Raw genomic sequence first — 13,714 nt, 5'->3', positions numbered from 1 at the left:
AGGGAGGCCGGGATCACCGTCTCGCGCTCGCCGACGGCGGCCCCGACACGACCCAGAAGGGCTCCTAGTCCGTGCCAACGACACGCCTCAGCACCGAACCCACCGCCGTCCTCGTCCTCGAGGACGGACGACGATTCCGGGGACAGGCCTACGGCGCCCGAGGCCGCACCCTGGGCGAGATCGTCTTCGCCACCGGCATGACCGGCTACCAGGAGACGCTGACCGACCCGAGCTACGCCGGCCAGATCGTCGTGCAGACCGCGCCCCACATCGGCAACACCGGGACCAACGACGAGGACATGGAGTCGCGCCGCATCTGGGTCGCCGGCTACGTCGTCCGCGACCCCTCCCGCGTCGTCTCCAACTTCCGCGCGCAGCGCTCCCTCGGCGACGACCTGGAGACCGACGGCATCGTCGGGATCTCCGGCGTCGACACCCGGGCGATCACCCGCCACATCCGCTCGGCCGGCTCGATGCGCGCCGGCGTGTTCTCCGGCGAGGACCTCGCCCTCCCCGAGGAGGAGCAGCTCGCGCTGGTCCTCGGCGGCCGGCAGATGCAGGGGCTCAACCTGTCCTCCTCGGTCTCGACCGACGAGCAGTACACGGTGCCCGCCCGCGGCGAGCGCGTCGGCTCGGTCGCGGTCATCGACCTCGGGGTGAAGACCTCGACGGTCGACTACCTCGCGGAGCGCGGCTTCGACGTGCACGTGCTGCCCGAGTCCGTGACCGCCGAGCAGGTGCTCGCGCTCGACCCGTCCGCGCTCTTCTTCTCCAACGGCCCCGGCGACCCCGAGGCCTCGGACCGCCACGTCGAGCTGCTGCGCACCACCCTGCGCGCCGACCTGCCGTTCTTCGGCATCTGCTTCGGCAACCAGCTGCTCGGGCGCGCTCTCGGCTTCGGCACCTACAAGCTCCCGTTCGGCCACCGCGGGATCAACCAGCCCGTGCTCGACAAGCTCACCGGCCGCGTGGAGATCACCTCGCAGAACCACGGGTTCGCCGTGGACGCGCCGATCGAGGGCGAGCTGGACTCGCCCGAGGGCTTCGGCCGCGTCGAGGTCAGCCACTACTCCCTCAACGACTCGGTCGTGGAGGGCCTGCGCTGCCTCGACATCCCCGCCTTCTCGGTGCAGTACCACCCGGAGGCGGCGGCCGGCCCGCACGACTCCAACCACCTCTTCGACCGCTTCCGCGAGATGGTCGTGCAGCGCACGGCCGGGCGCGGGGCCTCGGAGCCCACCGACATCCCCACGACCAGCAGCATCGGAGAGCAGAAGTAATGCCGCGCAGGGAAGACATCCAGAGCGTCCTGGTCATCGGCTCCGGCCCGATCGTCATCGGACAGGCCGTCGAGTTCGACTACTCCGGCACCCAGGCCTGCCGCGTGCTGCGCGCCGAGGGGGTGCGCGTGATCCTCGTCAACTCCAACCCGGCGACGATCATGACCGATCCCGACTTCGCCGACGCCACTTACGTGGAGCCGATCACGCCCAAGGCGATCGAGGCGATCATCGCCAAGGAGAAGCCGGACGCCATCCTGCCGACCCTCGGCGGGCAGACGGCCCTGAACGCGGCCATCCAGCTGCACGACCTCGGGATCCTCGAGAAGTACGGCGTCGAGCTCATCGGCGCGAGCTTCGAGGCGATCAACCGCGGTGAGGACCGCCAGATCTTCAAGCAGCTGGTGCTGGACGCGGGCGCCGACGTCGCGAAGTCCTACATCGCGCACACCGTCGACGAGGCGATCGAGTACGCCGAGGACCTGGGCTACCCCCTCGTCATCCGCCCGTCGTTCACCATGGGCGGCCTGGGCTCCGGCTTCGCCTACACCCGCGAGGAGCTGGTGCGGATGGTCGGCGACGGCCTGCACCAGAGCCCCACCACCGAGGTTCTCCTGGAGGAGTCGATCCTCGGCTGGAAGGAGTACGAGCTCGAGCTCATGCGCGACACGGCCGACAACACGGTCGTCGTCTGCTCGATCGAGAACGTCGACCCCGTCGGCGTGCACACGGGCGACTCGATCACCGTCGCACCGGCGCTGACCCTCACCGACCGCGAGTACCAGAAGCTGCGCGACATCGGCATCCGGATCATCCGCGACGTGGGCGTGGACACCGGCGGCTGCAACATCCAGTTCGCGATCGACCCGGCGGACGGCCGGATCATCGTGATCGAGATGAACCCGCGCGTCTCCCGCTCCTCCGCCCTCGCCTCCAAGGCGACCGGCTTCCCGATCGCCAAGATCGCCGCGAAGCTCGCCATCGGCTACCGCCTGGACGAGATCCCGAACGACATCACCAAGGTGACGCCGGCGAGCTTCGAGCCGACGCTGGACTACGTGGTCGTGAAGGTCCCGCGGTTCGCGTTCGAGAAGTTCCCGGCCGCCGACAAGACGCTGACCACGACCATGAAGTCGGTGGGCGAGGCGATGGCGATCGGCCGCAACTACGCGCAGGCGCTGCAGAAGGCGCTCCGCTCGCTCGAGAAGCGCGGCTCGTCGTTCCACTGGGGCGCGCAGGAGCGCTCGGTCGAGGAGCTCCTCGAGATCGCGAGGACCCCGACCGACGGCCGCATCGTCACCGTGCAGCAGGCGCTGCGCCTGGGAGCCACGGTCGAGCAGGCGTTCGAGTCCACGAAGATCGACCCCTGGTTCCTCGACCAGATCGTGCTGATCAACGAGATCGCCGACCTGGTGCGCGAGCACGACGGCCTCGACGCCGGACTCCTCCGCCTGGCGAAGGACCACGGCTTCTCGGACGCGCAGATCGCCGAGCTCCGCGGGCTCGACGAGGCGGAGGTCCGCCGCACCCGCTACGCGCTGGACGTGCGCCCGGTCTACAAGACCGTCGACACCTGCGCGGGCGAGTTCCCGGCGCTCACGCCGTACCACTACTCCTCGTACGACGAGGAGACGGAGGTCGTCGCCGCCGACCGCCGCAAGGTCGTCATCCTGGGCTCCGGCCCCAACCGCATCGGCCAGGGGGTCGAGTTCGACTACTCCTGCGTGCACGCCTCGTTCGCGCTCTCGGACGCGGGCTTCGAGACGATCATGATCAACTGCAACCCCGAGACGGTCTCGACCGACTACGACACCTCGGACCGCCTCTACTTCGAGCCGCTGACTCTCGAGGACGTGCTCGAGGTCATCCACGCGGAGTCGCAGTCCGGCGAGCTCGTCGGCGTCGTCGTGCAGCTGGGCGGCCAGACGGCGCTCGGGCTCGCCGCGGGCCTCGAGGCGGCCGGCGTGCCCATCCTCGGCACCACCCCAGCGAACATCGACCTCGCGGAGGAGCGCGGCGCGTTCTCGCGGATCCTCGACGAGGCGGGGCTTCTCGCTCCGCGCAACGGCACCGCGACCGACCTCGACGGCGCCCGTGAGGTCGCGGTGGAGATCGGCTACCCGGTCCTCGTCCGTCCGTCGTTCGTCCTCGGCGGGCGCGGCATGGAGATCGTCTACGGCACGCCCCAGCTCGAGGACTACTTCGAGCGGATGGCCGGCGAGGGGATCATCGACGAGGCGCACCCGCTGCTGGTGGACCGCTTCCTCGACGACGCGATCGAGATCGACGTCGACGCGCTCTTCGACGGCGAGCAGCTCTACATCGGCGGCGTGATGGAGCACATCGAGGAGGCCGGCATCCACTCCGGCGACTCGGCGTGCACGCTCCCGCCGGTGACGCTCGGCCGCCGGCAGATCGACCAGGTGCGGGAGGCGACCCTCGCGATCGCGCAGGGCGTCGGCGTCCGGGGACTGCTGAACGTCCAGTTCGCGATCGGCCAGGGCGTGCTCTACGTGCTCGAGGCGAACCCCCGGGCCTCGCGCACCGTGCCGTTCGTGTCGAAGGCGCTGGGCATCCCGCTCGCGAAGGCCGCGTCGCGCCTGATGGTGGGCGAGACCATCGCCGCGCTGAAGGCCGAGGGCCTGCTGCCCGAGCGCGACGGCTCCGACGTCCCGATGGACTCTCCCATCGCGGTGAAGGAGGCGGTCCTGCCGTTCAAGCGCTTCCGCACCAAGGAGGGCCAGATCGTCGACTCGCTGCTCGGGCCCGAGATGCGCTCCACCGGCGAGGTCATGGGGATCGACCGCGACTTCCCGCGCGCCTTCGCGAAGAGCCAGGACGCCGCGTACGGCGGCATGCCGGCGAGCGGGACCGTCTTCATCTCGGTCGCCGACCGCGACAAGCGCTCGATCGTCCTGCCCGCGCTGCGCCTGCGCCAGCTCGGCTTCGACATCCTCGCGACCGAGGGCACGGCCGAGGTGCTGAACCGCAACGGGATCCAGGCCCGCGTGGTCCGCAAGTACAGCGAGACCGCCGAGGGCGACGCGCCCTCCATCGTCGAGCTGATCGCCCGCGACGAGGTCGACGTGGTGATCAACACGCCCAGCGGAGGAGCGACCCGCGCCGACGGCTACGAGATCCGCGCCGCCGCGGTCGCCGCGGACAAGCCGCTGTTCACCACGATCGCCCAGCTCGCGGCCGCGGTCGCCTCGCTCGACGCGGCGAACGAGCCCTTCGAGGTGACGAGCCTGCAGGACTACGCCCTGCGCCGCGCGGAGCGCACCGCGTGAGCGGCGGCGCGGCGGGCACCGCCTCCTTCGGCTCGCGCCTCGAGGCGGCGTTCGCCGCGCACGGCCGGCTCTGCGTCGGGATCGACCCGCACGCGTACCTGCTCGACGCGTGGGGCCTCGCCGACGACGCGGCCGGGCTCGAGAGCTTCGGACGCACGGTCGTCGAGGCGGCGGCCGGCCGTGCGGGCGTGGTGAAGCCGCAGATCGCGTTCTTCGAGCGGCACGGCTCGGCGGGCTACGCCGCGCTCGAGCGCGTGCTCGCCGACGCGCGCGAGGCCGGACTGCTGGTGATCGCCGACGTCAAGCGCGGCGACATCGGCACGAGCGTCACCGCCTACGCCGAGGCGTGGCTCCGGCCGGGCTCACCGCTCGAGGCGGACGCCATGACCGCGGCGGCCTACCAGGGGCTCGGCTCCCTCGAGGGGATGCTGACCCTCGCCGAGGAGGCGGGCAAGGGCGTGTTCGTCCTCGCAGCCACCTCCAACCCCGAGGCCCGCCCCGTGCAGCGCGCCCTCGTGCAGGACGGCGGCCGGGCGGGATCCACCGTGGCACGCGCGGTCGTGGCGGACGTGGCATCCTGGAACGACGCTCACGCTCGCGCGTCGATCGGCTCGATCGGCGTGGTGCTCGGCGCCACGGTCGCCCTGGGCGACTTCGGCATCGGCATCGACGAACCTCTGCACCCCGCACTCCCGGTGCTCGCGCCCGGCTTCGGCCACCAGGGCGCGGCCGTCGCGGACGCGCAGCGGCTGTTCGGCGCGCTGAGCGCCGCCACCATCGTCAGCGAGTCGCGGAGCGTGCTCGGCGCCGGCCCCTCGGGGATCGCGGCCGAGATCACCCGCCGCGCGACCGACATCCAGGAGACCCTTGTCCGCTGAAACCGTCAGCCCCGATCCCGGCGCCTCCTCGCGCCCGGAGGCCGTGCGCCGTCCCTCGCCGCCCGAGGTGGACCGGCGCGCCGCCTCCGAGGCCGCGATCGCGGCGCGCCGTGCCCGCGCCGCCGTCAAGAAGGCCGTCGCCGCCGGACGCCGCCCCGCGACCGCCGTGCTCGCGGCGGCCCAGGCCGAGCCGCTCGGAGTCGAGGGGCGGATGCGCGTCAGCGAGCTGCTCCGCGCCGTGCCCGCACTCGGCGTGGTGAAGACGCCCCGGGTGATGGACCAGCTGCGGATCGCCGAGTCGAAGCGCCTCGGCGGGCTCGGCCGGCGCCAGGTCGAGGGCCTGTCGTCGTTCCTGGAGGAGCGGGAGTCGCGGCAGCGCCGCCCCGGCCGCAACCGCCTGCTCGTCCTCGCCGGTCCGACCGCGGTCGGCAAGGGCACCGTGTCGACCTACATCCGCGAGAACTACCCGGACGTCCTGCTCTCGGTCTCGGCCACCACCCGGGCCCCGCGTCCGGGCGAGGTGGACGGCGTCAGCTACTACTTCGTCGACGACGCCGAGTTCGACCGGATGGTCGCGGCGGGGGAGTTCCTCGAGTACGCCGTCGTCCACAACGCTCACCGCTACGGCACGCCCCGCGGCCCCATCGACGCCGCGCTGGAGCAGGGCCGGCAGGTGATGCTCGAGATCGACATCCAGGGTGCCCGCCAGGTGCGCGAGCGGATGCCGGACGCGCGGCTGGTCTTCCTCCTGCCGCCGACCTGGGACGAGCTGGTCCGCCGGCTGGTCGGCCGCGGCACCGAGAGCGCGGAGGAGCAGGAGCGCCGTCTGGCCACCGCGAAGGTGGAGCTGGCCGCGCAGGACGAGTTCGATTTCGCCGTCGTCAACAGCACCGTGCCCGAAGCGGCCCGCGAGGTCGTAGAATTGATGTCGCCTCGTGCCGACGGCGCGCCCGCTGACCCGGGCCGCTGACACCGGGCCACCGACCACCTCCGGGCCGACGCCCCGGGTCCCACCGGGCACACGCCCCTCGGAGCCCGCGCGCCGTGTTGCTCCGGAGCCGCAGATCGGCGCTGATGCGCCTGCAAGGAGACACCCATGGCCAACAACCTCGGCATCATCGACCCGCCCATCGACGAGCTCCTCTCGAAGGTCGACTCCAAGTACGCGCTGGTGATCTTCGCCTCCAAGCGCGCCCGCCAGATCAACGACTACTACGCCGACCTCCACGAGGGCAGCCTGTTCGACAACGTCGGCCCGCTGGTCGACTCCACCATCGACGACAAGCCCCTCTCGGTCGCACTGCACGAGATCAACGAGGACAAGCTCGTCGCCAAGCCCCTCGCCGAGTAGTCCCCTCCGGGTGGGCTCCTCTCTCGAGGCCGGCCGACGGCTCAACGTCGTCGTCGGCATCACCGGCGGCATCGCCGCGTACAAGGCCGTCGGAGTCGTCCGCGCGCTGGTCCTCGCGGAGCACGACGTGCACGTCGTCGCGACCGAGGCCGCGCTGCGCTTCGTCGGCAAGCCCACCCTCGAGGCCATCTCGCGGAACCCGGTGCACACCGAGCTCTACGAGGGCGTCGCCGAGGTCCGGCACGTGGCCATCGGCCAGGCCGCCGACCTCATCGTGATCGCGCCCGCGACGGCGCACACGCTCGCCAAGCTCGCCGCCGGCCTCGCCGACGACCTGCTCGGCAACACGGTGCTCGCGAGCACCGCCCCGCTCGTGGTCGCCCCCGCGATGCACACCGAGATGTGGGCGAACGCCGCCACCGTCGCGAACACGGCGGTGCTCCGCTCCCGCGGCGTGCACGTCGTCGGCCCCGCGGTCGGCCGCCTCACCGGCGCCGACTCGGGCCCCGGCCGCATGGAGGAGCCCGAGACGATCGTGGCGGAGGCCCTCGCCGTCCAGGCCCGCTCCGCCTCCGCCCGCCGCGACCTCGCGGGCGTGCGCGTCCTCGTGACCGCCGGCGGCACCCGCGAGCCCCTCGACCCGGTGCGCTTCGTCGGCAACCGCTCCAGCGGCAGGCAGGGCGTCGCGCTCGCGCTGGCCGCTGCGGCCCGGGGCGCGGAGGTCACCCTCCTCGCCGCGAACCTCGACGTGCCGGCGCCGGAGGGCGTCACGGTCCTCCCGGTCGGCACCGCGCTCGAGCTGCGCGAGGCCGCCCTCGCCGCGGCCCCCGGCGCGGACGTCGTGATCATGGCCGCGGCCGTCGCCGACTACCGGCCCGCCGCTGTCGCCGACGCGAAGATCAAGAAGGAGCAGCAGGGCGACCGTCTCGTCCTCGAGCTCGTCAAGAACCCGGACGTCCTCGCCGAGATCTCCGCCTCCCGGCGGGAGGGGCAGATCGTCGTCGGCTTCGCCGCGGAGACCGAGCCGGACCGGGACGCGATGCTCGCCCTCGGCCGCGCCAAGATCGCGCGCAAGGGCTGCGACCTGCTCGTCCTCAACAGGGTGGGCTGGGCCGAGGGCTTCCAGAGCGACAGCAACGCCGTCGTGGTCCTCGATCGGGCCGGCGATATAGTTGGCGAGGCCTCGGGCAGCAAGGCGGAGGTGGCCGATCGCGTCCTCGACGCGGTCGTGCGCTAGCCCCGCCGGTCCGCCCGCCCAGGCGCCGATCGCCTGCCGCCCGGCATCGCGCCCGCCAGGCCACTCCCGGTACGAACGACCCCGGTCCGCACGAGCCGGGACGAGAAGAGAAGCATGACCTCCGGTCCCCTCCGCCTGTTCACCTCCGAGTCCGTCACCGAGGGCCACCCGGACAAGATCTGCGACCAGATCTCGGACCGCATCCTCGACGCCCTGCTCCGCGAGGACCCGCACAGCCGGGTCGCCGTCGAGACGCTGGTCACGACGGGGCTCGTGCACGTCGCGGGCGAGGTCTCCACGAGCGGCTACGTCGAGATCCCCAAGATCGTGCGCGACACGATCGTCGAGATCGGCTACGACTCCTCGGAGAAGGGCTTCGACGGCCGCTCCTGCGGCGTCTCGGTCTCGATCGGCCAGCAGTCGCCCGAGATCGCGGCGGGCGTCGACACGGCGCTCGAGGTCCGCTCCTCCGAGGCGGGCGAGGACGCCTTCGACCGCCAGGGCGCGGGCGACCAGGGCCTGATGTTCGGCTTCGCGACCGACGAGACCCCCGAGTACATGCCGCTGCCGAGCTGGCTCTCGCACCGCCTCGCCGAGCGCCTGGCCGCCGTCCGCAAGTCGGGCGAGCTCGACTACCTCCGACCCGACGGCAAGACCCAGGTCACCATCGGCTACGACGGAACGACGCCGTCCACCATCGACACCGTCGTCCTGTCCACCCAGCACGCCGAGCACGTCAGCACCGAGACGATCCACGCGGACATCGCGGCGCACGTCATCCGCCCCGTCCTCGAGACGGTCGACCTCGACTCCTCCGCCGTGCGCCTGCTGATCAACCCGACGGGCCGCTTCGAGATCGGCGGCCCTCAGGGCGACGCCGGGCTCACCGGCCGCAAGATCATCGTCGACACCTACGGCGGAGCGTCCCGCCACGGCGGTGGCGCGTTCTCGGGCAAGGACCCGTCGAAGGTGGACCGCTCGGCCGCCTACGCCATGCGGTGGGTCGCCAAGAACGCGGTCGCCGCGGGGCTCGCCTCGCGGCTGGAGGTGCAGGTCGCCTACGCCATCGGCAAGGCGGCCCCGGTCGGCCTCTACGTCGAGACCTTCGGCACCGGCACCGTCTCCGACGAGACGATCACCGAGGCGATCCGCTCGGTCTTCGACCTGCGCCCGGCCGCGATCATCCACGCACTCGACCTGCTCCGCCCGATCTACGCGCAGACCGCGGCCTACGGCCACTTCGGCCGGGAGCTCCCCGACTTCACCTGGGAGCGCCTCGACCGGGTCGACGTCCTGCGCTCCGCCGCGGGCCTCTCGTAGCGGGCGCGGCGGCGATGGCGACGAGCGGAGCCGTCGCGCGCGTGCTCCTGGACTCGCCCCTCCCGCAGCTCGACCGGCTCCTGGACTACGCGGTGCCGGAGGCGCTGCGCGGCGAGGTGGTCCCCGGCGTGCGCGTGCGGGTGCCGTTGCGGACCGGAGGCCGGATCGCCGACGCGTTCGTCGTCGAGACGGGGGAGGGGACCGAGCACGCCGGAGCGCTCAGCGGCATCGAGGAGCTGGTCTCGCCGCTCGTCGTGCTGACCCCGGAGGTCTGGGCCCTCGCCCGCCGGGTGGCCGACCGCGCCTCCGGAGGCGCGAGCGACGTGCTGCGCCTGGCCGTGCCGCGCCGCCACGTCCGCGTCGAGAAGGCGCGACTCGCCGCGGGTCCCGCTCCTGCGGCGCCCGCGGTCGAGGCGGGCGGCGTGACGGGCTACCCCGACGCCTCCTTCGCGGGACTCGCCGAAGGGGCCCGGCTGGCGGTCGGCGCCGTGCCGGCTCCGGTGAGGCTCGACTCGGGCGCGTGGGTCGGCGGCTGGGCCGTCACGCTCGCCGAGCTCGCCCGGGACACGCTCGCCGCGGGCCGCGACGCGATCCTGGCCGTCCCCGACTACCGCGACCAGGAGCAGCTGGAGCTCGCTCTCGCCGCCCTCGTCCCCGCGGAGGCGGTGGTGCGCCTCGATGCGCGGCAGAAGGGCGCCGAGCGCTACTCCGCCTTCGTCCGCTGCCTCGATCCCGGGCCGCGGGTCGTCGTCGGCAACCGCTCCGTCCTCTACGCGCCCTCCTCCGCCCTCGGCCTGATCGGGCTCTGGGACGACGGCGATCCGCTCTTCGCCGAGCCGCTCGCGCCCTACGCGCACGCGCGCGACGTCGCCCTGGTGCGGCAGGAGCAGAGCGGCGCCGGCCTCGTCCTGCTCGGCAACACGCGCACGGTCGAGGTCGAGCGGCTCGTCGAGATCGGCTTCGCGACCGAGGTGGAGCCGCGGCCGAGCCGCCGCCCGCACGTCGTGCCGACCGCCCAGCAGTGGGCGGCCGACGAGCACGACGCGGCAGCGCGCATCCCCTCCTCCGCCTGGCGGGAGGCGCGGAAGGCCCTCGACTCCGGTCCCGTGCTCGTCCAGGTCGCGCGCCCCGGCTACGCGCCGGTGGTCGCCTGCGCCCGCTGCCGGACCGTCGCACGCTGCAACCGCTGCCAGGGTCCGCTCGGCGTGCACTCCGAGGGCGGGCGGCCGAGCTGCGGCTGGTGCGGCCTGATCGCGGCCGACTGGACCTGCTCCGTCTGCGAGGCGACGGCTCTGCGCCTCGTCTCCCTCGGCGCGGGCCGCACCGCGGAGGAGCTCGGACGCGCCTTCCCGGGTGCCAAGGTGATCGTCGCCGACGGGCAGCGCCCCGTGCTCACCCTCCCCGACGAGCCCGCGCTCGTCGTGGCCACGCGCGGGGCGGAGCCGCGGGCCGACGGCGGCTACCACGCCGTCCTGCTGCTGGACGGCGAGCGGATGCTGGCCCGCGAGAGCCTGCGGGTCGCCGACGACGCGCTCCGCACCTGGTCGAACGCCGCGGCGCTGGCCCGCCCGGGCGCGCCGGTCCTCCTGGTCGGGGTCGGCGGCCGGCTCGCGACCGCCCTGGCGACCTGGCGGCAGGCCGAGTACCTCCGGGCCGAGCTCCAGGAGCGGCGCGCTCTGCGCTTCCCGCCCGCGGTGCGCCTGGCCACGGTGAGCGGCGACGCGCACGCGGTGGAGGAGGCGCTCGACGCGCTCGACGAGGACGACCGGCACGAGGTCCTCGGTCCTGTCGGGCTCGAGGACGGCTCCGTCCGGGCGATCGTCCGGTTCGACTACGCTCGCGGTGCGGATGTGGCCGCGCGCCTCCGCTCCGCCGTGATCCGCAACGCCACGCGCCGTCGTCGCCCGCCGACCACGCCCGGCCGCTTCCGGCCGGCCCCCCGGCTCCGGGTCCGTCTCGACGACCCCGACATCCTCTGACTCCCCAGGAGACCCCCGTGCGCCTCGTCTTCGCCGGCACGCCCGCCGCTGCCGTTCCGACCCTCCGCGACCTCGCCGCCTCCGCGCACGAGGTCGTGGCCGTGGTCACCCGGGAGGACGCCCCGGTGGGCCGCAAGCGCGTGCTCACCCCCTCGCCGGTCGCCGTCGCGGCCGAGGAGCTGGGGATCCCGGTGATCCGGGCGAACCGCCTCGACGAGGACGTGACCGACCGGATCGCGGAGCTCGCCCCCGACCTCGGCGTGATCGTGGCCTACGGCGGCCTCGTCCGGCAGCGCCTGCTGGCGGTGCCGCGCCTGGGCTGGATCAACCTGCACTTCTCCCTGCTGCCGCGCTGGCGCGGGGCGGCTCCCGTCCAGCGGGCGCTGATGGCGGGCGACACGCGGATCGGCGCGAGCGTCTTCCAGCTGGTCGCCGAGCTCGACGCCGGTGACGTGTACGCCGAGCTCGCCGTCGACGCGGGGGAGCGCACCGCGGGCGAGCTGCTGACGGCGCTGGCCGGGAGCGGCGCCGGCCTCACCCTCGGCGTGGTCGACGCGCTGGAGGAGGGCACGGCCGTCGCGACTCCGCAGACCGGAGAGGCGACCCCCGCTCCCAAGCTCGACGCCGCCGACGGCCGGATCGACTGGAGCCTCCCGACCGCGCGGGTCCTCGCGCTCGTGCGCGGAACGACTCCCGAGCCCGGAGCCTCGACCGCGGTGGGGGACGCGCGCCTCAAGGTGCTCGCGGTCCGCGCGGCCGAGGGGGACCTCGCTCCCGGCGTCGTCCGCCTCGCCTCGGGGCGCGCCCTCGTCGGCACCGCGGACGGAGCGGTGGAGCTGGTCACCGTCCAGCCCGCCGGCAGGACCCCGATGGCCGGCGCCGCCTGGGCCCGCGGCCTGCGCGAGAGCACGGTGCTCGCGTGAGCGCCCGGCGCGAGGCCGCTCCCGCCCGCCGGGTCGCCTACGACGTCCTGCTCGCGGTGAGCGGGTCGGACGCCTACGCCAACCTGGTCCTGCCCGCGCGGATCAGCGCCGCCGGCCTCTCGCCCGCCGACGCGGGACTGGCCACCGAGCTCTGCTACGGCACCCTGCGGATGTCCGGCTACTACGACCGCGTGATCGCCCTCGCGGCCGGCCGGTCCGTCGAGAGCATCGATGCGCCGGTGCTCGACGCGCTGCGCCTGGGCGTGCACCAGCTGCTCGCGACCCGCGTGGCCCCGCACGCCGCGGTGAACGAGAGCGTCGCGCTCGTCGCGGCCGGCTCCTCGCGGGGAGCGGTGGCCTTCGCCAACGCCGTGCTGCGCGCGGTCTCGCGCTCGAGCGCCGGCGAGTGGCGCGAGCGGGTCTCCGCGGCCGCGGTCTCCGGCGACGACCGGATCGCCGCGCTGAGCTCCCACCCCGTGTGGATCGTGCGCGCCCTGCGACGGGCGCTGGCGGCGGAGGGGGCGGCCGACGAGCTCGACGCGCTGCTCGCCGCCGACAACGCGGCTCCGCGGGTGAACCTGGTGGCTCTGCCGGGCCTGGCGTCTCCCGGCGAGATCGCCGACGCCGAATCCGACCGGTTCTCGCCGGTCGGCATGACCAGCACCGGCGGCGACCCGGAGGCGTTCCCCGCGGTGCACGAGGGCCGCGTGCGCGTGCAGGACGAGGGCTCCCAGCTCGCCGCTCTGGCGCTCTCCCGGGCACGGCCGGTCCGCCCGGGCGAGCGCTGGCTCGACCTGTGCGCGGGACCCGGCGGCAAGGCGGCGCTGCTCGCGGCGGAAGCGCGCGCAGGCGGGGCGGCGCTGCTCGCCAACGAGGTGGTCCCGGGCCGCGCGGGCCTGGTGCGGCAGGCGCTGGCCGCCGTCGATCCGTCGGTCGAGGTGCGCACCGGCGACGGGCGCGACCTGGGCGACGAGCAGCCGGGATCGTTCGACCGCATCCTCCTCGACGCGCCGTGCACCGGTCTCGGTGCGCTGCGGCGTCGGCCCGAGGCGCGCTGGCGCAAGTCCGCGGCCGACGTGGAGCCGCTGGCCGCCCTCCAGGGCGAGCTGCTCGACTCCGCGGTGAGGGCTCTCGCTCCCGACGGGCTGCTGGCCTACGTGACCTGCTCGCCGCACCTCGGCGAGACCCGGCGCGTGCTCGCCCTCGCGCAGGAGCGGCACGAGCTCGAGCTCGTCGACACGCCGGCCGTGCTGCGCGCGGTGACGGCGGACCCGCTCCCGCTGCCGGACGGCCCCCTCCACGTGCAGCTCTGGCCGCACCGGCACGGCACCGACGCCATGTTCGTGCAGCTCCTCCGCCGCCGGCCCCTCGAGGCGGCGTCCGGGAACGCCTGACCCCTCCGGAGCGGGAGCGTGCTCGGCCGGGCGGACGCGGAGGACGCTCCGATCTAGGCTGG

10 protein-coding genes are annotated in these 13,714 nt (G+C 74.0%); all 10 read left to right on the top strand.

From position 1 onward, the window contains the following. Nucleotides 1–71: 71 nt before the first annotated feature. The 10 genes from carA (at nucleotide 72) to C5D50_RS13020 (ending at nucleotide 13,652) form a co-directional block, all read left to right on the top strand. On the top strand, nucleotides 72–1,280 hold the full coding sequence (carA, locus tag C5D50_RS13065; RefSeq protein WP_104250389.1) for a glutamine-hydrolyzing carbamoyl-phosphate synthase small subunit: 1,209 nt from the start codon (nucleotides 72–74) through the stop codon (nucleotides 1,278–1,280). Further along, nucleotides 1,280–4,570 (top strand): carbamoyl-phosphate synthase large subunit, encoded by a 3,291-nt coding sequence (gene carB, locus C5D50_RS13060; RefSeq protein WP_104221829.1) that lies wholly within the window; start codon nucleotides 1,280–1,282, stop codon nucleotides 4,568–4,570. The genes carA and carB overlap by 1 nt, the downstream gene beginning before the upstream one ends. Then, complete coding sequence (gene pyrF / locus C5D50_RS13055) at nucleotides 4,567–5,448, top strand: orotidine-5'-phosphate decarboxylase (RefSeq protein ID WP_104289019.1); 882 nt, start codon at nucleotides 4,567–4,569, stop codon at nucleotides 5,446–5,448. Before carB ends, pyrF begins: the two co-directional genes overlap by 4 nt. Before the next feature lie 43 nt (nucleotides 5,449–5,491). Beyond that, nucleotides 5,492–6,418 carry a guanylate kinase gene (gene gmk, locus C5D50_RS13050; protein ID WP_181027107.1) on the top strand — a complete coding sequence of 309 codons (927 nt, stop codon included), beginning with the start codon at nucleotides 5,492–5,494 and terminating at the stop codon, nucleotides 6,416–6,418. 126 nt (nucleotides 6,419–6,544) lie between these two features. Continuing rightward, nucleotides 6,545–6,799 (top strand): DNA-directed RNA polymerase subunit omega, encoded by a 255-nt coding sequence (gene rpoZ, locus C5D50_RS13045; protein WP_104221835.1) that lies wholly within the window; start codon nucleotides 6,545–6,547, stop codon nucleotides 6,797–6,799. 10 nt (nucleotides 6,800–6,809) lie between these two features. Continuing rightward, nucleotides 6,810–8,036: a bifunctional phosphopantothenoylcysteine decarboxylase/phosphopantothenate--cysteine ligase CoaBC gene (gene coaBC, locus C5D50_RS13040; protein WP_104289018.1), complete on the top strand. Its 1,227-nt coding sequence runs from the start codon at nucleotides 6,810–6,812 to the stop codon at nucleotides 8,034–8,036. Between the two features lie 114 nt (nucleotides 8,037–8,150). Then, nucleotides 8,151–9,356, top strand: coding sequence for a methionine adenosyltransferase (metK, locus tag C5D50_RS13035; RefSeq protein ID WP_104283691.1), 1,206 nt, complete (start codon nucleotides 8,151–8,153; stop codon nucleotides 9,354–9,356). A 14-nt stretch (nucleotides 9,357–9,370) separates the two neighbouring features. Then, complete coding sequence (locus tag C5D50_RS13030; protein WP_104255379.1) at nucleotides 9,371–11,335, top strand: hypothetical protein; 1,965 nt, start codon at nucleotides 9,371–9,373, stop codon at nucleotides 11,333–11,335. A 17-nt stretch (nucleotides 11,336–11,352) separates the two neighbouring features. Continuing rightward, on the top strand, nucleotides 11,353–12,258 hold the full coding sequence (locus tag C5D50_RS16605; protein ID WP_181137347.1) for a methionyl-tRNA formyltransferase: 906 nt from the start codon (nucleotides 11,353–11,355) through the stop codon (nucleotides 12,256–12,258). Next, on the top strand, nucleotides 12,255–13,652 hold the full coding sequence (locus C5D50_RS13020) for an RsmB/NOP family class I SAM-dependent RNA methyltransferase (RefSeq protein WP_258060510.1): 1,398 nt from the start codon (nucleotides 12,255–12,257) through the stop codon (nucleotides 13,650–13,652). Before C5D50_RS16605 ends, C5D50_RS13020 begins: the two co-directional genes overlap by 4 nt. Nucleotides 13,653–13,714: the final 62 nt, after the last annotated feature.

The organism is Rathayibacter sp. RFBD1, from assembly GCF_002932915.1.
Classification (GTDB): Bacteria; Actinomycetota; Actinomycetes; order Actinomycetales; family Microbacteriaceae; genus Rathayibacter.
Note: the sequence above shows the minus strand (reverse complement) of the source record. Positions and strands in the feature narration are given on the sequence as shown.